The organism is Azospira sp. I09 (assembly GCF_009177135.1).
GTDB lineage: Bacteria > Pseudomonadota > Gammaproteobacteria > Burkholderiales > Rhodocyclaceae > Azospira > Azospira oryzae.
Genome location: NZ_AP021844.1, coordinates 127,299 through 150,191 on the forward strand (window position 1 = coordinate 127,299; position 22,893 = coordinate 150,191).

A 22,893-nucleotide genomic window follows, 5' to 3' on the forward strand; every position below is an offset into this window, starting at 1 on the left:
GCGCTTTCCTTCAGGCGGTTGCCCCGGCGCTGCTTCGGCGCTGGCTCAGGCGGGTGATGTGAGCGATGCGCAGGGCGGCGGGCGGGTGGGAATCGTAGAACAGGGAATGGAGCGGGTCCGGGGTCAGGGTGCTGGCGTTGTCCTCGTACAGCTTGACCAGGGCGGCCACCAGCTGCTCGCCGTCGGCGTGCTCCACCGCGTAGGCGTCGGCCTCGTATTCGTGGCGGCGGGAGAGCAGGCTGGAAAGGGGCGTCAGCAGGAAGGTGAACACCGGCGCCACCATGAAGAAGAGGATCAGGGCCAGGGCCGTGTTCCGGGCCGAGACGCCGAGACCGGCATAGAACCAGGGCGCTTCCATGAGCTGGCCGAGGAGCCAGAGGAAGCCCAGGGACATGGCGAAGAGCAGGGCGATGCGCTTGACGATGTGGCGCCGCTTGAAATGGCCCAGTTCGTGGGCCAGCACCGCTTCGGCCTCCACCGGGGAGAGGCGGGAGAGCAGGGTGTCGAAGAAGACGATGCGCTTGTTTTTGCCGAAGCCGGTGAAATAGGCGTTGCCGTGGGCGCTGCGTTTGGAGCCGTCCATGACGAAGAGGCCGGAGGCGGCGAAACCGCAGCGGGCCAGCAGGTCCTCGATGCGGGATTTCAGCTCGCCCGCTTCCAGGGGCGCGAACTTGTTGAAGAGGGGGGCGATCCAGGTCGGGTAGATGAACAGCAGCAAAAGATTGAAGCCGGACCAGAAGAGCCAGACGTAGAGCCACCAGTTCTCGCCCATGGAGCCCATCAGCCACAGCACCGCCAGCACCACCGGGGCGCCGATGGCGGCGCCCAGCAGGGTGCTTTTGAGCAGATCGGTGAGGAACAGGGCCGGGGTCATGCGGTTGAAGCCGAAGCGCTCCTCCAGCACGAACTGGCGATACCAGGCGAAAGGCAGGTCGATGGCGCCGGAAATGAGGGTGACGCTGCCGATCAGGCCCAGGCCGTAGCCCAGGGGGCTGTCCGGCAGCCAGCCCTGCCACAGGCCGTGCAGGGCCTGGATGCCGCCGCCTAGGGTGAAGCCGAGCAGGACCAGGGCTTCCAGGAGGGTGGCGGCCATGCCGAAGCGGTTGCGGGCCACGGTGTAGTCGGCGGCCTTCTGGTGGGCCTCCAGGGAGACGCGGGCGGAGAATTCGGCCGGCACCGCCTCGCGGTGGGCCTGGACGTGGGCGATCTGGCGCCGGGCCAGACCCAGGCGCAGGGCCAGGCTGAGGAGGAGGGCGGCGAGGAATACGAGGGTGAAGGTCACGGCAGGAAAGTCGTCTCGACAGGGAAAAAGCGGATTCGGGGCTGGTCCGGGGCGGGTTCGGCAGGCCGATGATGCAGGAAGGCAGTCAGCCGGCATGAAGCTGTGACAAAATAGAGGCTTCGCAAGTTTCTCCTCGGATTATGGCACAGGACGCAAACCACCTCGTCTGGCTGGATATGGAAATGACCGGCCTCAACCCGGACCAGGATCGCATCATCGAAATGGCCATGGTGGTCACCGACGTCAATCTCAACGTCCTGGCCGAGTCCCCCGTGTGGGCCGTGCACCAGGCCGAAGCGGTGCTGGACGGCATGGACGACTGGAACAAGAACACCCACGGCAAGTCCGGCCTGATCGACCGGGTGCGCGCCTCCGCCACCGACGAGGCCAAGGTCGAGGCCGAGGCCCTGGCCTTCATGGAACAGTGGGTGCCTCGCCGCGCCACGCCCATGTGCGGTAATTCCATCGGCCAGGACCGCCGTTTCATGGCCCGCTACATGCCGACCCTGGAAGACTATTTCCATTACCGGAATCTGGATGTGAGCACCCTCAAGGAACTGTGCCGGCGCTGGGCGCCCGAGGTGGCCCAGGGCTTCGCCAAGAAGGGCCTGCATACGGCCCTTTCCGACATCCACGAATCCATCGAAGAATTGCGGTACTACCGCGAAAAATTCCTGCGGGTCTGAGAATCCGCGGAAAAAACATTTACCACGTTGGGAGGAACAATGAGAAAAATTCTGGGAATGGCATTTCCCCTGCCCCTTGCCCTGAGCCTGTCCCTGGGTCTGCTGGCGGCGCCCGCGCACGCCGCGCCGCCCAAGAAGGAAGCCGCCCCGGCCCCCGCCGCCGCGCCGGCCCCGACCACGCCGGAAGAAAAGCTGGCGGCCATGAAGATCAACATCGCCGCCGCCGTCGCCGCCGGCAAGAAGGCCTCCTTCTTCTGCGCCAACTGTCACGGCGAGGACGGCAACAGCAAGTACCCGGAAGTGCCCAACCTGGCGGGCCAGAACCCGGCCTACCTGCTGGAGCAGATCCGCAAGTTCGGCTCCGGCCAGCGCAAGGATGAATTCATGCAGGGCCTGATCAAGGTGCTGTCCGACGACGAGCGGGTGCAGATTTCCCTGTTCTATTCCGAGTCCAAGGTGGTGCCGGGCAATGCGGACGCCGCCCTGGTGCGCCGCGGCCAGGATACCTTCGCCAAGCTGTGCGTGCGCTGCCACGGCGAGGACGCCCGCGGCAATGAGAAAATCGCCCGTCTGGCCGGCCAGCAGAAGGAATACCTGATCCGCTCCATCACCCGTTACCGGGACAAGACCGGCGAGCGCATCGATCCCCTGATGCAGATCGCCACCGCGCCCCTGACCAACGACGACATCAAGGCCGTGGCCGCCTACCTGACCACCAAGCGCTGAGCTGCTTCAGCCCGCGTCTGGCGCCGTCAAAAAGCCCGGGCCCCTGCTCCTGCGAAGGAGAGGGGCCCGGGTTTTTTCTTGTCTGAAAAAAAGCGATCTTTGCGGCGGCCTCAGCCGGCGCGGCGCTGGTACAGACGCAGCCTTTCCGTCTTGTCACCGGGACGGGCGCCTTCCCAAACCCGTTCCCAGCCGGTGCCGGCGGTACCGCTGCTCTTCACCGGCACCAGGGCCAGCATCCAGTCGCAGCGCTTGCCTTCGCTGCTGGCCAGGGGCAGGGGACGCAGGTCGCCGAAGATGTCTAGGGAGGCCTTCAGGGCCGGCGACAGTTCGCCCCGCACCGCGACACAGCCGTGCTTGGTCGGCAGGGCCTGGGTCAGGCCGGCCACCACCGGGCGGTAGCTCTTGCCGTAGTCCACCCAGGGGAACCACAGGGCGGCCACCAGTCCCCACAGCAGGGTGACGCCGGCGGTCCAGTGGGTCAGGCCCCGGTAGGGCGAACGGGGCGAGGAGAAAATGAGCCAGAACCAGGCGGCGCTGAGGGCCAGGGCAAAGAGCACGGGGAACAGGGCGAAGCTGCCTTCGAAGCCCGGCGCCAGCTTGACGAAATTGCGGGCGATCTTGGGCGGCAGGCCGAAGACCATGGCGCTCCAGCCCAGCCAGATGAGGGCGGCGGCCACGGTGAAGGTCATCATACCGAACCAGTCGAAAAGATTGGTGGCGCCCCGGCGCAGGGTCTTGATGCCGCCGGCGCCGAGCAGGGCCAGGGGGGGCAGCAGGGGCAGGGCGGCCACGCTCTTGGCATCCACCGTGCTGACCACGGTGAGGAAACTGGCGAGGAAGGCCGCCAGGGGCAGCAGCAGGGCCGGGGCGGGCGTCGCGGTCAGCCATTCCCGGCGCCGGGCCCACAGGGTCCACAGGGCCAGGGGCAGGGCCGGCCAGGCGTACCAGGGCAGCATGTTGAGCAGGACCAGGGCGTTGCGCCAGCCGGCTTCCAGGCTGCGCAGCTGGGCCAGTTCGCCGTTCCACCAGACGCCGGCCTGGGCCGGGGTCAGCAGCACGGACCATAGCAGGGGACCGGTGGCGGCCAGGGCCAGGGACAGCAGCAACAGGGGGGCGACCAGGGTTTTGCGCGGCGCCAGCCAGGGCAGCAGCACCAGGGGCAGGAGCAGGCCGGGCAGGGCGGCCAGGCCGGCGGCGAGGAAGGCCGTCAGGGCGCCGCCGCCGAAGACCAGGGCGCCGCTCCAGGGGTGGCGCCGCAGCAGGGTGAGGCCGGCCAGGGTGGCGGCCTGGGCGGCGAGGAAAGCGATGGCCGGCTGGGCTTCGTGGCTATGCACCAGCAGGCCGATGCAGCCGGCCAGCAGCAGGGGGGCGGAGGCGCTTTCGTCGCGGCCATGCAGCTCCCGGCTGGCCAGGGCGAGGAAACCCAGGGTCAGGGCGGCATAGAGGGCGGTGGCCAGGCGTGCGCCGTCGAACCAGGGCAGCAGCCAGGCGAAGGCCTTGGCGGCCAGGGCTGCGGTCCAGTAGTAGAGCGGCATGGCGTCGGGCCAGGCATCCCGCCCCAGTTGCAGGACCAGGCCGCCGTCGCCCTGCAGCAGGCGCCAGACGATGCCCAGGTGGGTGGCGTCCTCGGCCTTCCACGGATCGTGGCCCACCAGTCCCGGCAGCAGGAACAGGGCGAGCAGCAGGAGCAGGGGCAGTCCCCGGAAAGGGACGGGGTAGCGCGTGGCGGGGCCGGGGAAGTGGCGGTCGATCATGGCCGATAGGTGACTGGGGGTAAGGGCGGTCAAAGCAAAAAAGGCAGCCCGTGGCTGCCTTTTTCATTGCGCGGCGCCAGGCGCCGGATCGTCCGCAGAAGCTTAGGCGGACTTGCGCAGGTTGCCGAACTTCTGGTTGAACTTTTCAACGCGGCCGGCGGTGTCCATGATCTTCTGCTTGCCGGTGTAGAACGGGTGGCAGGAGGAGCACACTTCCACGTTCAGGGGCTTGCCCATGGTGGACTTGGTGGTGAAGGTGGCGCCGCAGGAGCAGGTGACCTGGATGTCGTTGTATTCGGGGTGGATACCGGGCTTCATGGTGTGTCCTTTCGAGTCTCTTGGCCGGCGGTTGTGACCGGCCCCTGGAAAACGCGGGATTATCCCTGAACTTTCCAGTAGTTGCAAATGTTTTGTCGGGGCGCCGCCGGGCCTCAGCGGCCGCTGCGCATGGCGTCGAAGAACTCGGCGTTGGCCTTGGTGGCCTTGACCTTGTCCAGCAGGAATTCCATCGCTTCCAGGTCGTCCATGTTGTACAGCAGCTTGCGCAGCACCCACATCTTCTGCAGCACGTCGGGCTTCAGCAGCAGTTCCTCGCGGCGGGTGCCGGAGCGGTTCACGTTGATGGCCGGGTAGATGCGCTTCTCGGCCATGCGGCGATCCAGGTGGATTTCCATGTTGCCGGTGCCCTTGAACTCTTCGTAGATCACGTCGTCCATGCGGGAGCCGGTTTCCACCAGGGCGGTGGCGATGATGGTGAGGGAGCCGCCTTCCTCGATGTTGCGGGCAGCGCCGAAGAAGCGCTTGGGCTTCTGCAGGGCGTTGGCGTCCACACCGCCGGTCAGCACCTTGCCGGAGGCGGGCTGCACGGTGTTGTAGGCGCGGGCCAGGCGGGTGATGGAATCGAGCAGGATGACCACATCCTTCTTGTGTTCCACCAGGCGCTTGGCCTTCTCGATGACCATTTCGGCGACGATGACGTGGCGGGTGGCCGGTTCGTCGAAGGTGGAGGCCACCACTTCGCCGCGCACGGTGCGCTGCATTTCCGTCACTTCTTCCGGACGCTCGTCGATGAGCAGGACGATCAGCTGCACGTCCGGATGGTTGGCCGTGATGGCGTGGGCGATGTGCTGCAGCATCACGGTCTTGCCGGACTTGGGCGGGGCCACCAGCAGGCCGCGCTGGCCCTTGCCGATGGGGGCGATCATGTCGATGACGCGGGAGGTGGTGTTCTCCTCGGCGCGGATCGGCCGCTCCAGGTGCAGGTGGGAGGAGGGGTGCAGGGGCGTCAGGTTCTCGAAGAGAATCTTGCTCTTGCACGCTTCCGGGGACTCGTAGTTGATCTTGTCCACCTTGACCAGGGCGAAGTAGCGTTCTCCGTCCTTGGGGGTGCGGATCTCGCCCTCGATGGTGTCGCCGGTATGCAGGTTGAAGCGGCGGATCTGGGAGGGGGAGACGTAGATGTCGTCGGTACTGGCCAGGTAGGAGGTTTCCGGGGAACGCAGGAAACCGAAGCCGTCGGGCAACACTTCCAGGACGCCGTCGCCGAAGATGCTCTCGCCCTTCTTCGCATGCTTCTTGAGCAGGGCGAAGATCAACTCCTGCTTGCGCAGCCGGTTGGCGCCCTCGATTTCGTTGGTCGTCGCCATTTCCAGCAATTGGCTGACGTGGAGGTTTTTCAGTTCGGATAGATGCATGGCGTAGGGGGAGTGTCGAGTTTCAGGAAGGGCGGACGGAAGCCGCGTTGAAACGACAGGCAGTGGAAGGCAGACAGAGAAAGTGTCGGGAATCGAAGGTGCGGCGTGCGGGCCGGACCCGGTCAGGGCTGAAACGAAAACGGTCAGGGCGGGGGAGAGCGACGGTGCTTCTTGGCCCGGAGAACCCGGTGTGTTGCAGCCTGAAAGTCCAACCCTTAATCGCGCAGGTTTTTAGTGTTCGTATGCGCTAGGCGCCCTGGTGCGGCGCGGCCGGAACTTTCAGGCAGGCAGCCTAAAGACTTTACAGGTTGCTGTCAATAAAGGCGGTGAGCTGGGACTTGGAGAGGGCGCCGACCTTGGTGGCCTCGACGTTGCCGCCCTTGAACAGCATCAGGGTGGGGATGCCGCGGATGCCGTACTTGGCCGGGGTCTTCTGGTTGTCGTCGATGTTCAGCTTGGCCACCTTGAGCTTGCCGGCGTATTCGGTGGACACCTCGTCCAGGATCGGGGCGATCATCTTGCAGGGACCGCACCATTCGGCCCAGTAGTCCACCAGCACGGGTTGCTCGGACTGAAGAACTTCGGCCTCGAAGCTGTCGTCGGTGACGTAATGGATGTGTTCGCTCATGGAAAAAGCCTCGTTGGGAATCTAAGTCTTTGGAGATTGGGGGAAATGTGTCCGGCGCCGGAAGGGGCGGACAGGTTGGAACGGGCCTATCCTAACGAAAAACCACGGGCATGGGAAGTTGCCGTAAACTTCGTCTCCCGGGAATCCGGCGCCACGGCCCGACTTCAGGCGAAGGCCGGTTGCGTCTGGCAATTCCCGATTCCGCATGCCGATATTATTTCGAGATTCCCATGGCCTACGTCGTCACTGAAAACTGCATCCGCTGCAAGTACACCGATTGCGTCGATGTCTGCCCCGTAGACTGCTTCCGCGAGGGGCCCAACTTCCTCGCCATCGACCCCCAGGAATGCATCGACTGCTCCCTGTGCGTGGCCGAGTGCCCGGCGGAGGCCATCTTCGCCGAGGACGACGTGCCCGTGGAACAGCGGCACATGATCGAACTCAACGCCGAGCTGGCCCGCCAGTGGCCGGCCATCACCCAGCGCCAGCCGGCGCCGGCGGATGCGGACGAGTGGAACGGCAAGCCGGACAAGCTCAAGCTGCTGCAACGCTGAGCCGGGTCCGCCTCGATGTCCGCCCTGCAAATCCTGCCCCTGCCTGCCGGTCCCGGTTTTCTGCCGGCCGTGGCCCAGGGCATCCTGGCCCTGGGCGCCGAGCGCGGCCTGGGCCTCAACCTGGCGTCCCTGCACGTCTGCGTCCCGGGCCTGCCCCTGGCCTCCCTGCTGCGCCGGGAGCTGGGCAGGGTGGCCGCCCAGCCCCTGCTGCTGCCGGTGTGCGACACCCTGGCCCGCTGGGCCGGGACCCAGGTGCTGCAGCCGCCCCCCCTGCCGGAGAGCGAGCGCCTGCTGCTGCTGCGGGCCGCCCTGGCCGAGCGCCGCTGGTTCGAGGAGGGCGCCCTGTGGGGCGTGGCCGGGGAGATGGCGGCCCTCTTCGACGAACTCACCGAGAATGCCCTGGCCCTGCCGGCGGACGAAGCCGCCTTCGTCGCCGAGCTGGAGGCGGCCTACGCCATTCGCCACAGCGTGCCCCTGGCCTTCGAGGCCCGGGTGGTGCATGAACTGTGGCGGGTCCTGGCCGGCCTGGGGCGACCCGACGCCCCAGGCGCCTACGCCCTGCAACTGGCCCGCCTCGCCGAGGCCGCCGCGGCGCCTCTGGTGGCGGTGCTGGACGGTCCGCCGGAAACGGCCCTGAAGCCGGCGGAAAAAGCCTTCTACCAGCGCTACGCCGAGCACCAGCCGGTGTTCCTCTACTACCCCATGCCGCGGCAGCAGGATGAAGCACCCCTGATGCGCACCCTGGCCGCCGCCTGGCCCCTGCCCGATCCGGCTCAGGAGATGGTGCCCCTGCTGGAACGGGCCCACGCCCTGCCGGCCCGGGTGCCCGCCAGCCCCCTGGCCGAGGGCCTGCAGATACTTGCCGCCCGGGGTCGGGAACAGGAGGCCCGGGGCGCTGCCGCCCTGGTGCTGCAATGGCTGCAGGAGGGCAAGCGGCGCATCGCCCTGATCGCCCAGGACCGCCTGGTGGCGCGCCGGGTGCGGGCCCTGCTGGAGCGGCGCGAGGTGCTGGTGGCGGACGAGACCGGCTGGAAGCTGTCCACCTCCCGGGCCGGCGCTGTCCTCGACGGCCTCCTGGAGACCGTGGCCGGCGCCGCCTATTACAAGGACGTGCTGGACCTCTTGAAGTCCCCCTTCCTCTGCGACGACCTGCGGGACAACGCCCGCAAGGGCGCCGTCTTCGTCCTGGAGCAGGCGGTGCGCCGGGGCGGCGTCAAGGCCGGCCTGGCCGGCATGCGCCGGGTGCTGCAGGCCGTGGATCAGCCCACCGCCGCCCAGGAGCGGGCCCTGGCCCTGCTCGATCGTCTGGAAGCGGCCCTCAAGCTGCTGGCCAGTCGCGATGCCACCCTGCCCGACTGGATCGCCCGCCTGGAAAAGGCGGTGGATGCCCTGGGCGCCCGCCAGCGCCTGCTCAAGGATGCCGCCGGGGCGGTGATTCTGGACCTGCTGGCCCAGCGCCGGGAGGAACTGGCGGAGAGCCGGGACCGCTTCCCCTTCCACGTCTTCCGCGACTGGCTCAACCGGGAGCTGGAAAGCGAAGTCTTCCGCGACCTCTCCATCGACAGTCCGGTGCTCATGACCCACCTGGCCGCCACCCGCCTGCGGCCCTTCGAGGCCGCCGTGTTGCTGGGCGGCGATGCGGGGCGCCTCAAGCCCGCCGAGCCGGCTGCCGCCTTCTTCAACCAGAGCGTGCGCCAGGAACTGGGCCTGCCCACCCGGGCTGTGGCCCAGGAGCGCCTGCGTGCCGACCTGGCCCTGCTCCTGGCCAGCGTGCCCCAGGTGGCGGTGACCTGGCAGGAGGAACGGGACGGGGAACCCCAGCTGCTGGCGCCGGAGCTGGACCGCCTCGCCGCCCTGCACCGCTTCGCCTGGGGGAGCAGCCTGCAGGGCGCCGTGGCCGCCCTGGCCGATCCGCCGGAAGGCGACGAGGCGCGCCCCGGCCCCACCCGGCGGCCGGCGCCGGTGCTGGCGCCGGAAGCGGTGCCCCTCAAGTATTCGGTCAGCGCCTACACCGCCCTGGTGGGCTGCCCCTACCGCTTCTTCGCCCGCCACGTGCTGCGCCTCAACGAGCTGGACGAGGTCAGCGAGGAAATGGAAAAGCGGGACTACGGCCTGCTGGTGCACGAAGTGCTGGAACGTTTCCATAAACAATACCCGGTGCTGACCCCGGTGCCCGAGGCCGAAGCCCTGGCGGCCCTGCAGGCGCTCACCCGGGAGGTCTTCGCCCGGGCCCTGGCCGACAACTACCTGGCCCTGGGCTGGCGCCTGCGCTGGGAAAAGCGCCTCGCCGCCTATCTCGCCTGGCAGCGCCAGCGCGAAGCCGAGGGCTGGTACTGGCACGACGCCGAGACCAAGCAGAGCCGCCTTTTCCCCCTGGCCGACGGCGTCCAGGTGGAACTGCATGGCCGCATCGACCGCACCGACACCGGCCCCGACGGCTATTCCCTGCTCGACTACAAGACCCGCAGCCGCCAGGCCATCAAGTCCGGCCTGGAAGAGGACCTGCAGCTGGCCGCCTACGCCGCCCTGGTGGGCGAGGACGCGGAAGAGGCCGCCTACGTGGTGCTGGACGACGACAAGGTGGAAGCCCTCTCCGCCAGCGAAGACCTGCAGGCCGACGCCCAGGCCCAGGCCGCGCGCCTGGTGCGGACGGTACAGGCCATGCGGGCCGGTGCCTCCCTGCCGGCCCACGGCGTCGCCGCCCTGTGCACCTATTGCGAAATGTCCGGCCTGTGCCGCTACGAACACGTGGATGAAATGAACGACGGCGTGAATGCCTGTGCCCCGGGGGAGCCCCGCCATGACTGATCCCCGCCAACTGGTGCTGGACGCCCTGGACCCCCGCCGCTCGGTGGTGGTGGAAGCCTGTGCCGGCAGCGGCAAGACCTGGCTGCTGGCTTCCCGCATCGTCCGTCTGCTGCTGGAGGGCGCCGCCCCCGGCGACATCCTGGCCATCACCTTCACCCGCAAGGCGGCCCGGGAAATCGAGGAGCGGGTCATGGGCTGGCTGCGGGACCTGGCGGCCATGCCCGATGTCGAGGCCACTGTTTTCCTCGCCGAGCGCGGCATGACGGCGGATGCCGGCCTGCTGCGCCGGGCCCGGGGCCTCTACGAGCGGGTGGCGGATGCCCAGCCGCCCCTTTCCGTGCATACCTTCCACGGCTGGTTCCTCCAGCTCATCGCCGCCGCGCCCCTGGTCTCCGGCCTGGCCGGCAGCAGCCTGGTGGAATCCACCGGGCGTCTGCTGGAAGAACTGTGGCAGAACTTCGCCGCCGAACTGCAGGCCGATCCTGAAGGCGAACTGGCGGGCCATTTCACCGCCCTGCTGCAGGGCGCCGGCCTGGACAGCACCCGCAGCCTGCTGATGCGCCTGGTGGCCCGCCGCGCCGAATGGCTGGCCTACACCGGCGGCCAGGAAGACGGCGTCGCCCACGCCCTGGAGCGGCTGCAACAGCTGCTCGGCGTTGGCGAAGCGGGGGAGGGCCTGCAGGCCTTCTTCGCCCCGGGCTGGGAGGCCGACTACCACGCCTACCTGGGCTTTCTCGAACAGAGCGAGACCAAGACCGACCAGGGCCTGGCCACCACCCTGCGTGGGGCCCTGCAGCCGGGGCTGGCGGCGGAGGCCGCCTTCGACATTCTCGGCAGCGTGGTCCTGACCCAGAGCGGCACCCTGCGCTCGCGCAAGCCCTCCGGCGCCCTCGACAAGCGCTTCGGCAGCGACGGCGCCGCCCGCTTCCTCGACCTGCACCAGCGTCTCGGCGAAGCCATCCTGGCCACCAGGGAAGTGCTGCGGGCCGAGCAGATTCTCGAGTTCAACCGCCACGGCCTCAGCCTGGGGGCCGCCTTCCTCGAGCGCCTGGAAAAGCATAAGCAGGCCCGCCGCCTGATCGACTTCGTGGACGCGGAATGGCAGGTGCTGCAACTGCTGCAGGACGAGGGCCACGCCGCCTTCCTGCAGGCCCGCCTGGACGCCCGCTACAAGCACATCCTGCTGGACGAGTTCCAGGACACCAACCCCCTGCAATGGCAGATCCTCCTGGCCTGGCTTGACGCCTACACCCATGGCGACGGTGGCGAGGCCCCCTGCCTGTTCCTGGTGGGCGACCCCAAGCAGTCCATCTACCGTTTCCGCCAGGCCGAGCCCAGGCTTTTCGCCACGGCGGCGGATTTCCTCGAACACAACTTCGGCGCCCGCCGCCTGGCCCAGGACGCCACCCGGCGCAACGCCCGGTCGGTGGTGGAGGTGGTCAATGCCCTCTTCAGCGTCGAGCCCGCCTTCACCGGCTTCCGCCCCCAAAGTTCCCTGGCCGGTGAGTTGCCGGGCCGGGTGGAGCTGCTGCCCCTGGTGAGCCTGGCGGAAGAGGAGGAGCAAAGCGCCGGCACCGCCCTGCGTGATCCCCTTACCACCCCGGCGACGGAAGCCAGGGACCCGCGGCGGGACGAGGAGGCGGCCCGCCTGGCAGCCCACCTGCAGCAGTTCATGGCCACGCTGCGGGTCAAGGAAGGGGAGGGCGAACGCCCGGCCCGCTGGGGCGACGTCATGCTGCTGGTGCGCAAGCGCACCCAGCTGGCCGCCTACGAGCGGGCCCTCAAGGCCGCCGGCATCCCCTATCTGGCGGCCTCCCGGGGCGGCCTGCTGCAGACCCTGGAAGCCCGGGACATCGCCGCCCTGTTTGAATTCCTGGTACTGCCCTCCGCCGACCTGGCCCTGGCCCAGGTGCTGCGCACGCCCCTCTTCGCCGTGGGCGACGAGGACCTGCTGCAACTGGCCGCTGCCGGCCCCGGCCCCTGGTGGGAACGCCTCATGGGCCTGTGCAACCGGGGCGAAGCGCGGCCGCGCCTGGCCCGGGCCTTCGCCCTCCTGGACGGCTGGCTGAAGGCTGCCGACGTGCTGCCGGCCCACGATCTGCTGGACCGGGTCTTCCACCAGGGCGAGCTGCTGGCCCGCTACCGGGAAGCCGTGCCGGCGGCCCTCTGGCCCGGGGTGGAGGCCAATCTGCTGGCCCTGCTGCAACTGGCCCTGGACCTGGACGGCGGCCGCTACCCCAGCCTGCCCCGTTTCATCGACGAGCTGTCCCGCTTGCGCGACGCGGATGCCGATGAGGCGCCGGACGAAGGCATCGTCGAAGGTGACAGCAACGACGGCCAGGGCCGGGTGCGCATCCTCACCATCCACGCCGCCAAGGGCCTGGAAGCGCCCATCGTCTGGCTGCTCGACGCCAATGCCGAGGGCGGCGGTCCCGCCGACGCCTGGAGCCTGCTGGTGGACTGGCCGCCGCAAGCGCCCCGGCCCGAGCACCTTTCCCTCTACGGCATCAAGGCCGACCGGGGGGCGGCCCGGGAGCCCCTGTTCGAGGGCGAGGCGAAGCTGGCGGAGCGGGAGGAACTGAACCTGCTCTACGTCGCCATCACCCGGGCCAAGCAGGTGTTCGTCGCCAGCGGCAGCGCGCCGAAAAAGGGCGACTCTCCCGAGAACAGTCCCTACCAGCGCCTGGCCCGGGCCCTGGCTGCCCTGGGGGCGACGGCGGACGAGGCCGGCACCCTGGCCTACGGCGATCTTTGTCTGGATGCCATGGCCAGGATCCAGGAGGGAAGCCAGTCTTCGCCGGGTCTGCCTGAAGAATGGCGTCCTGCGCCGTTCCTGGCGGTGGAGCCCGTGGGCGAGCGGCGCCTGGGGCCGGGGGAGGACGCCCTCTTCGGCATCCTCCTCCACGGCTGCCTCGAGCGCCTTACCGCCGGCCTTGCCCTGGAGCCTGACTGGTGGCGCAAGGTGGGCGGCGCCACAGCCAGCGAAGCCGGCGGCGAGGAAGCCGAGGCTGCCGCCCGGCGCCTGATGGCCCGGCCCGAGCTGGCCTTCCTGCTCGACCCGTCCCTGGTGGCCCGCAACGAGGCCGAGATCAGCAACGCCGAAGGCCAGGTGAAGCGGGTCGATCGTCTGGTGGAAACGCCGGAGGCGGTGTGGGTGGTGGATTACAAGAGTTCCCGCGCCGACACCAAGCGCCTGGCCGAGTACCGCCGCCAGGTGGCGGAGTACCGGGAACTGCTGACGCCCCTCTATGGGCAGAAGCCCGTACGCGCCGCCCTGGTATTCGGCGACGGCACCCTGCTGGAGGTGCAAGAAATGCTGTCCGATTTGGGGTAAACGCCACTTTCCCTATTGCAGGGGATGAACTAACATCCGATCACTAATCCGGGTCCGGCCCTCCCCAGGTGCCGGAGACAATGAGACAGCGACGACAGCGAACATAAGCGACAAGGGGAACAGACATGCATGTGCGGGATATTCTGGCGATCAAGGGAACGGTGCTGTTCACGGCCATGCCCCAGCAGACCCTGGACAACGCCGTGGCCGCCATGGCCGAAAACGACGTGGGCTCCCTGGTGGTCATGGGCGGCGGCAAGATGGTCGGCATGCTGACCTTCCGCGAAGTGCTGAAGGCGGTGCACCGGCACAAGGGCAACCTGGCCAGCGTCAAGGTCGAGGACGTGATGCTCTCCGCGCCCATCACGGCCAGCCCCGATATGGAAACCAACGAGCTGCGCCACCTGCTCATCGAAAACCACCAGCGCTACGTGCCGGTGATGGACGGCACCACCCTGATGGGCGTGCTCTCCTTCCTCGACGTGGCCAAGTCCGTACTCGAGGAACAGAACTTCGAGAACAAGATGCTGAAGAACTACATCAAGAACTGGCCGGACGAGGAAGGCTCCGCCTGATCCGCCGCCGTAGCCTCCATGCCAAGCTGCCCGCCGCGCCTTCCAGGTCCGGCGGGCAGCGGCGTTTACGGCCCGGGAAAAAGCCCGGGAGGTGCTCCGGAGTGCAGCCCGAGGAGCCTTTGCCGGGGCTGGCGGCAGGGCCGTGGCGATGGCCGCCGGGGGCCGGGTGAGGCGATGAATCGGCAGGGCCTAGGGGATTTCCCCCGGGCCCCGGTTGTCCCACTACCAAGGGGGTGAAACTCGGGTTACAATGATTTCAAACGGTCGTTTGAACCGTCAATAAGAAAACCCACAAGACCCTTGGCCACTGCCATAGGAGGAGACCAAACCATGGAAAAGATCTGGCTGCGGAGTTACCCGCAAGGCGTGCCGGAGTTTATCGACGTCAACGAATTCAAGTCCCTGGGCCAGCTTTTCGAGCAGAGCTGTGCCCAGTACCGGGACCGGGTGGCCTACATCAATATGGGCGTGGGTATCACCTACGGCGAGCTGGACCGGCTCTCCCGGGACTTCGCCGCCTATCTGCAGGACGTGCTGAAGCTGCCCCAGGGCGCCCGCGTCGCCCTGATGATGCCCAATCTGCTGCAGTATCCGGTGTGCATGTTCGGCGCCCTGCGGGCCGGCTACGTGGTGGTGAACTGCAACCCCCTCTATACCCACCGGGAGCTGGAACACCAACTGAAGGATTCCGGCGCCGAAGCCATCGTCATCGTCGAGAACTTCGCCCACACCCTGGAGCAGGCCCTGCCCCTGGTGCCGGGCCTGAAGCACGTCATCGTCACCTCCCTCGGCGACATGCTCGGTGCGCTCAAGGGCACCGTGGTCAATCTGGTGGTGCGCCACGTGAAGAAGATGGTGCCGGCCTGGAAGTTGCCGCGCCACGTCAAGTTCAAGGCCGCCATGGCCCGGGGCAAGGGTGCCACCCTGCGTCCGGTGCAGGTGGGCCACGAGGACATCGCCTATCTGCAATACACCGGCGGCACCACCGGCGTGGCCAAGGGCGCCATGCTGCTCCACCGCAACATCATCGCCAACCTGCAGCAGGCCCACGCCTGGATCGAGCCTTTCCTGCACAAGGACCAGCAGCTCATCATCACCGCCCTGCCGCTGTACCACATCTTCTCCCTGACGGCGAACTGCCTGACCTTCCTCAAGATCGGCGCCACCAATGTGCTGATCACCAATCCCCGGGATATTCCGGGCTTCGTCAAGGAGCTGGCCCAGTACAAGTTCACCGTCATCACCGGGGTGAACACCCTGTTCAACGCCCTGCTCAACAACCCGGATTTCGCCAAGCTGGATTTTTCGGCCCTGCGCGCGGCCCTGGGGGGCGGCATGGCGGTGCAGAAGTCCGTGGCCCAGAAGTGGCGCCAGGTCACCGGCAAGCCCCTGATCGAAGCCTACGGCCTGACCGAGACCTCGCCGGCGGCCACCATCAATCCCCTGGACCTGGGCGAATTCAACGGCGCCATCGGCCTGCCCATCTCCTCCACCGAGATCGTCATCCGCGACGACCTGGGCAACGACCTGCCGGTGGGCCAGGCCGGCGAAATCTGCATCCGCGGCCCCCAGGTGATGAAGGGCTACTGGCTGCGCCCGGATGAAACCGCCACGGTGTTCTACGCCGACGGCTTCCTGCGCACCGGCGACGTTGGCGTCATGGACGAGAAGGGCTTCGTGCGCATCGTGGACCGCAAGAAGGACATGATCCTGGTGTCCGGCTTCAATGTGTATCCCAACGAGGTGGAGGCCGTGGTGGCCATGCATCCGGCGGTCATGGAAGTGGCCGCGGTGGGGGTGCCGAGCGAGCATTCGGGCGAGGCGGTGAAGATATTCGTGGTGCTCAAGGACAAGTCGGTGACCAAGGAGCAGCTCATCGCCCACTGCAAGGAGAACCTCACCGGCTACAAGGTGCCCCATCTGGTGGAGTTCCGCGACGACCTGCCCAAGACCAACGTGGGCAAGATCCTGCGCCGGGCGCTGAAGGAAGCGGCCTGATCCGCCGCGCCAGGTCCCATGAAAAAGGCCCCGCATGCGGGGCCTTTTGTTTTGGCCTTGGCGCCGGGATCAGACCACGCCCTGGGCCAGCATGGCGTCGGCCACCTTGACGAAGCCGGCGATGTTGGCGCCGGCCACGTAGTTGATGCTGCCCCGCTGGCCCCGGCCGCTGCCGTGGCCGACGCAGGCGGCGTGGATGGAGAGCATGATCTGCTTCAGGCGCTGGTCCACCTCGTCCCGGGTCCAGGACAGGCGCAGGGCGTTCTGGCTCATTTCCAGGCCGGAGACGGCGACCCCGCCTGCATTGGAGGCCTTGCCCGGGGCGTAGAGGATGCCGGCCTCGAGGAAGGCATGGACCGCTTCCAGGGTGGAGGGCATGTTGGCGCCCTCGGCAACGCAGCGCACGCCGTTCTGCAGCAGGGTGCGGGCGTCGTTGCCGTCCAGCTCGTTCTGGGTGGCGCAGGGCAGGGCCACGTCGCAGGGAATGGACCAGGGCCGCTGGCCCGGCAGGAAGGTGAGGCCGAACTGGCGGGCATAGTCCTCGACCCGGCCCCGCTGCACTTCCTTGATGTGGTGCAGGGCCGACCACTTCTCTTCGGTCATGCCGTCCGGGTCGTGCACTGTGCCGCCGGAGTCGGAAACGCTGATGACCTTGGCCCCCAGGCGCATGGCCTTCTGGGCGGCGAACTGGGCCACGTTGCCGGAGCCGGAGACGGTGACGCGCAGGCCTTCCAGGCCCATGTTGCGGGTGGCCAGCATGTTCTCGACGAAGTAGATGGTGCCGTAGCCGGTGGCTTCGGGGCGGATCAGGCTGCCGCCGTAGTCCAGGCCCTTGCCGGTGAGGACGGAGGAAAACTCCCCTTCCAGCTTCTTGTACATGCCGAACATGTAGCCCACCTCCCGGCCGCCGACGCCGATGTCGCCGGCCGGCACGTCGATGTCGGCGCCGATGTGCTTGTGCAGTTCGGCCATGAAGGCCTGGCAGAAGCGCATCACCTCCAGGTCGCTCTTGCCCTTGGGGTCGAAGTCGGCACCGCCCTTGCCGCCGCCCATGGGCAGGGTGGTGAGGGAGTTCTTGAACACCTGTTCAAAGGCCAGGAACTTGAGGATGGAGAGATTGACCGAGGGGTGAAAGCGGATGCCGCCCTTGTAGGGGCCGATGGCCGAACTCATCTGGATGCGGTAGCCCCGATTGACCTGGACCTGGCCGGCATCGTCCACCCAGGGCACGCGGAACATGATGGCCCGTTCCGGCTCGACGATGCGTTCCAGCAGGCCCAGGCGACGGTAGCGGGGATTTTCCTGGAGGAAGGGCCACAGGGTTTCCAGGACCTCCTTCACGGCCTGGAGAAACTCCGGCTGTTGCGGGTCCCGGAGCTGCAGGCGGGCAAGAAAGGAATCCAGGGTGTCGTTCATGGCGTGCTTTCGGAAGATGAAAAAAACGCCGGGAATTATGCACCAATTTGGTGCGCGTAGACGCCAAAAGCTCGGAATGCCCCTTGCCAGCAGGGCGCCGGGGTTTCCCTGTCGGGGCCAGGCAGCCGCCGTTTCCTGCCGGCGCTGCGACCTTCCGCCGCCGCCTCGTTTTAAGACGGATCATGTTATTTCCCCGGCCGGATGGGGAGCATAGGGGCCCCTAGAGAAACCGGAGTGAACACATGAACAAGAAACCCCTCGTGACCGTCCTTTGCCTGCTGGCCCTGGCGGCGCCCCTGTCATCCAGCCTGGCGGCGGACCACAGCCATCACCACCACGGCGCCGCCACGCCGACCCTGCAGCTCAACCAGGGCCAGAAGTGGGCCACCGATGCGCCCCTGCGGGACGGCATGAGCCGTATCCAGGCTGCCATGGAGCCCCGTCTGGCGGAAATCCACGGCAACCGCCTGAACCGGGCCGGCTACGCCAAGCTGGCGGCGAGTCTGGAGCGGGAGGTGGGCGGCATCGTTGCCGCCTGCAAACTGGCACCGGAAGCCGACGCCATGCTGCATCTGGTGCTGGCCGACCTGGGCGCCGGCATCGAGGCCATGGCCGGCAAGAGCAAGGGCGGCGATCCCCGCCGCGGCGCCGCCAAGGTGCTCGGCGCCCTGGAGGATTACGGCCGCTACTTCGACCACCCGGGCTGGAAGCCCATGGCCCACTGAGGCCGGTGCTTCAGGCCTCGAGGCTGCGCAACAGTTCCCGGCCCCAGGGCCAGTCGCCGAGGCCGCTGTCGGCATTGATGTGGCCGCAGTAGCCCGCGTCCACGAAGCGGCTGCCCCACAGGGCGGCGCACTGGGCGGCGAAGATGAGGTGGCCGTAGGGATCGTCCCGGCTGGCCACCACCAGGCTGGGAAAGGGCAGGGCGCTGCGGGCCAGGGGCGAGAAACCCCTGGCCTCGGCCGGAAAGGCCGGCCCCTGGGGGTCGGGGGGCGCCACCAGCAGGGCGCCTTGTACCGGCAGGCGGCTTTCTTCCGCCCAGCGGCTCACCAGCAGGCAGCCCAGGCTGTGGGCCACCAGGATGGGCGGGCTGGGTGCCGCCGCCACGGCCGCTTCCAGGGCATGGCGCCAGTCTGTGTAATGGGGCGCCTCCCAGGATTGCTGCTCGACCCGGCGGAAACGGGGCTCGGCAGCCTGCCAGCGGCTCTGCCAATGGTCGGGCCCGGAGTTGCCGAAGCCGGGCACGATGAGGACGGGATGGGCGTTGCTCATGGGCGCTTCCTGCCGTGCCCGGACAGCCGAACGCCCCGGCGGGCCGGGGCGTTCGGGAGCATCCGGGGTCAGACTTCCAGGTGCTGGTAGAGGGCGGTGGACAGGTAGCGTTCGCCGAAGGAGGGGATCACCACCACGGTCAGCTTGCCCTTGTTTTCCGGTTTCCTGGCGATTTCCAGGGCGGCCCATACCGCGGCGCCGGAGGAAATGCCCACCAGCAGGCCTTCTTCCGTGGCCAGGCGGCGGGCGGTGGCGAAGGCGTCGTCGTTCTTGACCCGCACCACGCCGTCGTAAACCTGGGTGTTGAGCACGGCGGGCACGAAGCCGGCGCCAATGCCCTGGATGGGGTGGGGGCCCTTGGCGCCGCCGGAGAGCACCGGGGAGGCATCGGGCTCCACGGCGAAGACCTGGACGCCGGGTTTGCGGGCCTTCAGCACTTCGCCGACGCCGGTGACGGTGCCGCCGGTGCCGACGCCGGCGACGAAAATGTCCACCTGGCCGTCGGTGTCGGCCCAGATTTCCTCAGCGGTGGTGTTGCGATGCACTTCCGGGTTGGCCGGGTTCTCGAACTGCTGGGGAATGAAATAGCGCGAGTCGCTCTCGGCCAGCTCCTGGGCCTTCTTGATGGCACCGCCCATGCCTTCGGGGCCGGGGGTGAGGATCAGCTCGGCGCCGTAGGCCTTGAGCAGCAGCTTGCGCTCCCGGCTCATGGTTTCGGGCATGACGAAGGCGGCCTTGATGCCGCGGGCGGCACAGACCATGGCCAGGCCGATGCCGGTGTTGCCGGAGGTGGGTTCCAGGACGATGGTGTCGGGCTTGATCTTGCCGGCGGCCTGGGCCGCGTCGATCATGGCCACGGCGATCCGGTCCTTGACGCTGTGGGCCGGGTTGAAATATTCCAGCTTCAGGGCCACGGTGCCCTCGATGCCGGCAGCGACGCGGTTGAGTTGGACCAGGGGGGTCTTGCCCACCAGCTGGGTCACATCCTTGGCGATTTTCATGGAATTTCCTTTGGGCGGTATGCGGAGAATGGCGCCAATCTAAACCATGGCGCCCGGCGAACAAAGATCAGGTGGGACTAAAGAGATAACGTCTGGTTATTTCGACCGCCCCGGCACCTCCGGGTTTTGATGCAGGTGAAAGACAAGCCGCGAGGGGGTGGTAGATGCTACGCTGCATCCAACGAAATTCCCGGACCCCGCTCAAACCATGCGCCCACGCCAGTTCCCCGCTTTTCCCTCCTGCGTCGCCGGAGACCGTGCCATGCCCTATGCCCTCCGCTCCCTGATCGGCCTTTGCATCGGCGTCGTCTTCAGCCTGTTCCTTTCCGTCTTCCTGGCGCCCCATGCCCACGCCCAGAGCCTGTCGCCGGACCAGCCGGTGCACGACGTGGCCCGCCTGGGCACGGCCGCCGAGATGCAGGCCCTGCTCAAGCGCCAGCCCGGCCTCAAGGACGCCCGCACCGACATGGGCTCCACCCCCCTGCACCTGGCCGCCACCAATCCGGACAGCGGCGTGGTCAAGGCCCTGCTGGCCGCCGGTGCCGACGTCAATGCCCGGGACGGGGAGGGCGCCACCCCCCTGCATCTGGCGGCCTACGCCGACAAGTCGGCCAACGCCACCCTGCTGCTGCAGGCCGGCGCCGACGTCAATGCGGTGACCAGCAACGGCCGCACGGTCACCAGCATGGGCCGCAAGACCATGGCCAACGAGGCGGTGGGCATCATTTCCCTGTGGATGCTCAAAGGCTGCAAGCCGGGGAAAGCCGGATGCTGAACCGCCGCCTGCTGCTGTGCCTGGCCCTGCTGGCCCCGGCCCTGCCCCTGCATGCCCAGGAGGGCGGGGCACCGGTGATCGAGATTTTCCACGAATCCGCCTGCCGTCCCTGCGGTGAATGGGAAGCCCAGTTGCGCGCCAACGGCTTTACCGTGCGCCGCAACGAAGTGGTGAGCGTGGCCTCCACCCGCCGCTGGCTGGCGGTGCCGGAGAATTTCGCCTCCTTCGTCACTGCCCGCACCGGCGGCTACATCATCGAGGGGCCGGTGCCGCCGGCCCTGATCCGCCAGCTGCTCAAGGAAAAGCCCGTGGCCCTGGGTCTGGCCCGGGCCGGCACGCCGGCGCCCGCCGGCCAGACCGAGCTGATGTTCTGGGGCGGCCGTTCCGCCCCCTTCCCGGCGGCGCCCTGAGCCTCCGTTCCCGGGCCGGCGGTGGCCGGGCGGCGCCTTCTTGAGGTAGGCTGCGCCTTTTTTGCGACCTGGCAGCTTCCGTGATTTCCTATCAGCCTCCCCCCGATGCAGGCCTCGACCTGCTCTACGAAGACGGCGCCCTGGTGGTGGTCAACAAGCCGGCCGGCCTGCTTTCCGTGCCCGGCCGCGGCGAGGACAAGGCGGACTGCCTGGTGTCCCGGGTGCAGGCGGTCTTTGCCGACGCCATGATCGCCCACCGGCTGGACATGGACACTTCCGGCCTGCTGGTGCTGGCCCGGGGGCCGGCCATGCAGAAAAAGCTGTTCGAGATGTTCCGCGAGCGCAAGGTGAGCAAGCGCTACCAGGCGGTGGTGGCCGGCGTGCTGCAGGACAAGGAAGGGGCGGTGGATCTGCCCCTGATCGTGGACTGGCCCAACCGGCCCCGGCAGAAAGTGGATTTCCAGGAGGGCAAGCCTTCCCTGACCCGTTTTCGCCGCCTGGCCGCCGATGCCGCCGGGGACTGTTCCCGGGTGGAGCTGGAGCCAGTGACCGGCCGCACCCATCAGCTGCGGGTACACATGGCGGCCATCGGCCATCCCATCCTGGGGGACGAGTTGTATGCCGGGCCGGCCCAGGCGCGGGCCGAACGTCTGCTGCTGCACGCCTCCCGCCTCGAATTCCGCCATCCCATCACCGACGAGGCCCTCCGCTTCGAGTCGCCGCCGCCCTTCTGAAACCGGCGTCTTCCACGCCTCGGCCGGGGAGGGCGCCGGGCGGGCCTGTGATAAACTCCGAAACCTTTCCAGCACAAGGTTTCTGCGCCCATGTCCGGCAATACTTTCGGTACCCTGTTCACGGTCACTTCCTTCGGCGAATCCCACGGCCCGGCCATCGGCTGCGTCGTCGATGGCTGCCCTCCCGGGCTGGAGCTGACTGAGGCCGACATCCAGGCCGAACTGGACCGGCGCAAGCCCGGCACCTCCCGCCACGTCACCCAGCGGCGGGAGCCGGATACGGTGGAAATCCTCTCCGGCGTCTTCGAGGGCAAGACCACCGGCACGCCCATCGGCCTCCTGATCCGCAACCAGGACCAGCGCAGCAAGGACTACGGCAACATCGCCAGCACCTTCCGTCCCGGCCATGCCGATTACGGCTACACCCAGAAGTACGGCTTCCGCGACTACCGCGGCGGCGGTCGTTCCTCCGCCCGGGAAACCGCGGTGCGCGTGGCCGCCGGCGCCATTGCCCGCAAGTGGCTGCAGCAGCGCTACGGCATCAGCATCCGGGGCTGGATGAGCCAGCTGGGCCCCATCGAGATTCCCTTCGTGGACGCCGCCGCCATCGACGGCAATGCCTTCTTCGCCCCCAACGCCGCCATCGTGCCGGAGCTGGAAGCCTACATGGACGCCCTGCGCAAGTCCCTGGATTCGGTCGGCGCCATGATCACCGTCACCGCCACCGGCGTGCCGCCGGGCTGGGGCGAGCCGGTCTATGACCGCCTGGATGCGGAAATCGCCTACGCCATGATGGGCATCAACGCCGTCAAGGGTGTGGAGATCGGCGCCGGTTTTGCCAGCATCGCCCAGAAGGGCAGCGAGCACGGCGACGAGATGACTCCGGCGGGTTTCCTCTCCAACCACGCCGGCGGCGTCCTCGGCGGCATTTCCACGGGCCAGGACATCGTGGTGAACATGGCCATCAAGCCCACCTCTTCCATCGCCCAGCCGCGCCGTTCGGTGGATGTGCAGGGCAATGCGGTGGAAGTGGCCACCGAAGGCCGCCACGACCCCTGCGTCGGCATCCGCGCCACGCCCATCGCCGAGGCCATGCTGGCCCTGGTGCTGATGGACCATGCCCTGCGCCACCGCGCCCAGTGCGGCGATGTGGTCTGCGCCACGCCCCGCCTGCCGGCCGCTCCCGGCCGCGGCTGATCGGTCCCCCGTCAGGCCCCGCGGCGAAGGCATGAGCCCGGGGCCGTGC

Annotated in this window: 20 protein-coding genes; 12 read left to right on the top strand and 8 right to left on the bottom strand. The window is 68.0% G+C overall.

Translation table 11 applies throughout. The features are described from left to right. Positions 1–10: 10 nt before the first annotated feature. The gene (locus AZSP09_RS00635) at positions 11–1,282 is read right to left on the bottom strand and encodes a M48 family metallopeptidase (RefSeq protein WP_152088860.1); all 1,272 of its coding nucleotides are present in this window, start codon (positions 1,280–1,282) and stop codon (positions 11–13) included. A gap of 140 nt (positions 1,283–1,422) precedes the next feature. Here AZSP09_RS00635 and orn point away from each other — a divergent pair, with 140 nt between their 5' ends. Together orn and AZSP09_RS00645 are read left to right on the top strand one after the other, a co-directional pair. Beyond that, the gene (orn, locus tag AZSP09_RS00640) at positions 1,423–1,968 is read left to right on the top strand and encodes an oligoribonuclease (protein ID WP_152088861.1); all 546 of its coding nucleotides are present in this window, start codon (positions 1,423–1,425) and stop codon (positions 1,966–1,968) included. Between the two features lie 57 nt (positions 1,969–2,025). Continuing rightward, positions 2,026–2,694 (top strand): c-type cytochrome, encoded by a 669-nt coding sequence (locus AZSP09_RS00645; RefSeq protein WP_232058827.1) that lies wholly within the window; start codon positions 2,026–2,028, stop codon positions 2,692–2,694. 110 nt (positions 2,695–2,804) lie between these two features. On the opposite strand, the gene AZSP09_RS00650 is transcribed toward AZSP09_RS00645, so the two are convergent. The 4 genes from AZSP09_RS00650 to trxA form a co-directional block, all read right to left on the bottom strand. Further along, a complete protein-coding gene (locus AZSP09_RS00650) occupies positions 2,805–4,448 on the bottom strand; it encodes a hypothetical protein (protein ID WP_152088863.1) in 1,644 nt (547 codons plus the stop codon). A gap of 102 nt (positions 4,449–4,550) precedes the next feature. After that, positions 4,551–4,766, bottom strand: a complete 216-nt coding sequence (gene rpmE / locus AZSP09_RS00655) for a 50S ribosomal protein L31 (protein WP_014238231.1) — start codon at positions 4,764–4,766, stop codon at positions 4,551–4,553. Between the two features lie 113 nt (positions 4,767–4,879). Next, the gene (gene rho, locus AZSP09_RS00660) at positions 4,880–6,142 is read right to left on the bottom strand and encodes a transcription termination factor Rho (protein ID WP_014238230.1); all 1,263 of its coding nucleotides are present in this window, start codon (positions 6,140–6,142) and stop codon (positions 4,880–4,882) included. 301 nt (positions 6,143–6,443) lie between these two features. Continuing rightward, a complete protein-coding gene (gene trxA, locus AZSP09_RS00665; protein WP_014238229.1) occupies positions 6,444–6,770 on the bottom strand; it encodes a thioredoxin TrxA in 327 nt (108 codons plus the stop codon). A gap of 230 nt (positions 6,771–7,000) precedes the next feature. On the opposite strand from trxA, the gene fdxA reads away from it, so the two are divergent. From fdxA to AZSP09_RS00690, 5 genes are all read left to right on the top strand, one after another. Next, positions 7,001–7,324, top strand: a complete 324-nt coding sequence (gene fdxA / locus AZSP09_RS00670; RefSeq protein WP_014238228.1) for a ferredoxin FdxA — start codon at positions 7,001–7,003, stop codon at positions 7,322–7,324. A gap of 15 nt (positions 7,325–7,339) precedes the next feature. Further along, positions 7,340–10,132, top strand: coding sequence for a PD-(D/E)XK nuclease family protein (locus tag AZSP09_RS00675; RefSeq protein WP_152088864.1), 2,793 nt, complete (start codon positions 7,340–7,342; stop codon positions 10,130–10,132). Further along, on the top strand, positions 10,125–13,466 hold the full coding sequence (locus AZSP09_RS00680; protein ID WP_172974663.1) for a UvrD-helicase domain-containing protein: 3,342 nt from the start codon (positions 10,125–10,127) through the stop codon (positions 13,464–13,466). The genes AZSP09_RS00675 and AZSP09_RS00680 overlap by 8 nt, the downstream gene beginning before the upstream one ends. Before the next feature lie 125 nt (positions 13,467–13,591). Beyond that, positions 13,592–14,041, top strand: a complete 450-nt coding sequence (locus AZSP09_RS00685; protein WP_014238225.1) for a CBS domain-containing protein — start codon at positions 13,592–13,594, stop codon at positions 14,039–14,041. A gap of 330 nt (positions 14,042–14,371) precedes the next feature. Then, positions 14,372–16,039 carry a long-chain-fatty-acid--CoA ligase gene (locus AZSP09_RS00690; protein WP_152088866.1) on the top strand — a complete coding sequence of 556 codons (1,668 nt, stop codon included), beginning with the start codon at positions 14,372–14,374 and terminating at the stop codon, positions 16,037–16,039. 69 nt (positions 16,040–16,108) lie between these two features. On the opposite strand, the gene gdhA is transcribed toward AZSP09_RS00690, so the two are convergent. Then, entirely contained in the window at positions 16,109–17,455 is a 1,347-nt protein-coding gene (gene gdhA, locus AZSP09_RS00695) for an NADP-specific glutamate dehydrogenase (protein WP_130458853.1), read from the bottom strand. Between the two features lie 242 nt (positions 17,456–17,697). On the opposite strand from gdhA, the gene AZSP09_RS00700 reads away from it, so the two are divergent. Further along, complete coding sequence (locus AZSP09_RS00700) at positions 17,698–18,180, top strand: hypothetical protein (RefSeq protein ID WP_152088867.1); 483 nt, start codon at positions 17,698–17,700, stop codon at positions 18,178–18,180. Between the two features lie 10 nt (positions 18,181–18,190). On the opposite strand, the gene AZSP09_RS00705 is transcribed toward AZSP09_RS00700, so the two are convergent. Together AZSP09_RS00705 and cysK are read right to left on the bottom strand one after the other, a co-directional pair. Then, entirely contained in the window at positions 18,191–18,727 is a 537-nt protein-coding gene (locus AZSP09_RS00705) for an RBBP9/YdeN family alpha/beta hydrolase (protein WP_152088868.1), read from the bottom strand. 68 nt (positions 18,728–18,795) lie between these two features. After that, the gene (gene cysK, locus AZSP09_RS00710; RefSeq protein WP_014238220.1) at positions 18,796–19,728 is read right to left on the bottom strand and encodes a cysteine synthase A; all 933 of its coding nucleotides are present in this window, start codon (positions 19,726–19,728) and stop codon (positions 18,796–18,798) included. A gap of 262 nt (positions 19,729–19,990) precedes the next feature. Between cysK and AZSP09_RS00715 the strand changes: the two genes are divergently transcribed. From AZSP09_RS00715 to aroC, 4 genes are all read left to right on the top strand, one after another. Next, positions 19,991–20,503 carry an ankyrin repeat domain-containing protein gene (locus tag AZSP09_RS00715; protein ID WP_014238219.1) on the top strand — a complete coding sequence of 171 codons (513 nt, stop codon included), beginning with the start codon at positions 19,991–19,993 and terminating at the stop codon, positions 20,501–20,503. Beyond that, positions 20,497–20,913 carry a DUF411 domain-containing protein gene (locus tag AZSP09_RS00720; protein WP_152088869.1) on the top strand — a complete coding sequence of 139 codons (417 nt, stop codon included), beginning with the start codon at positions 20,497–20,499 and terminating at the stop codon, positions 20,911–20,913. The genes AZSP09_RS00715 and AZSP09_RS00720 overlap by 7 nt, the downstream gene beginning before the upstream one ends. Before the next feature lie 80 nt (positions 20,914–20,993). Continuing rightward, on the top strand, positions 20,994–21,647 hold the full coding sequence (locus AZSP09_RS00725) for an RluA family pseudouridine synthase (protein ID WP_152088870.1): 654 nt from the start codon (positions 20,994–20,996) through the stop codon (positions 21,645–21,647). 90 nt (positions 21,648–21,737) lie between these two features. Beyond that, positions 21,738–22,844, top strand: coding sequence for a chorismate synthase (aroC, locus tag AZSP09_RS00730; protein WP_152088871.1), 1,107 nt, complete (start codon positions 21,738–21,740; stop codon positions 22,842–22,844). The last annotated feature ends 49 nt before the right edge of the window (positions 22,845–22,893 follow it).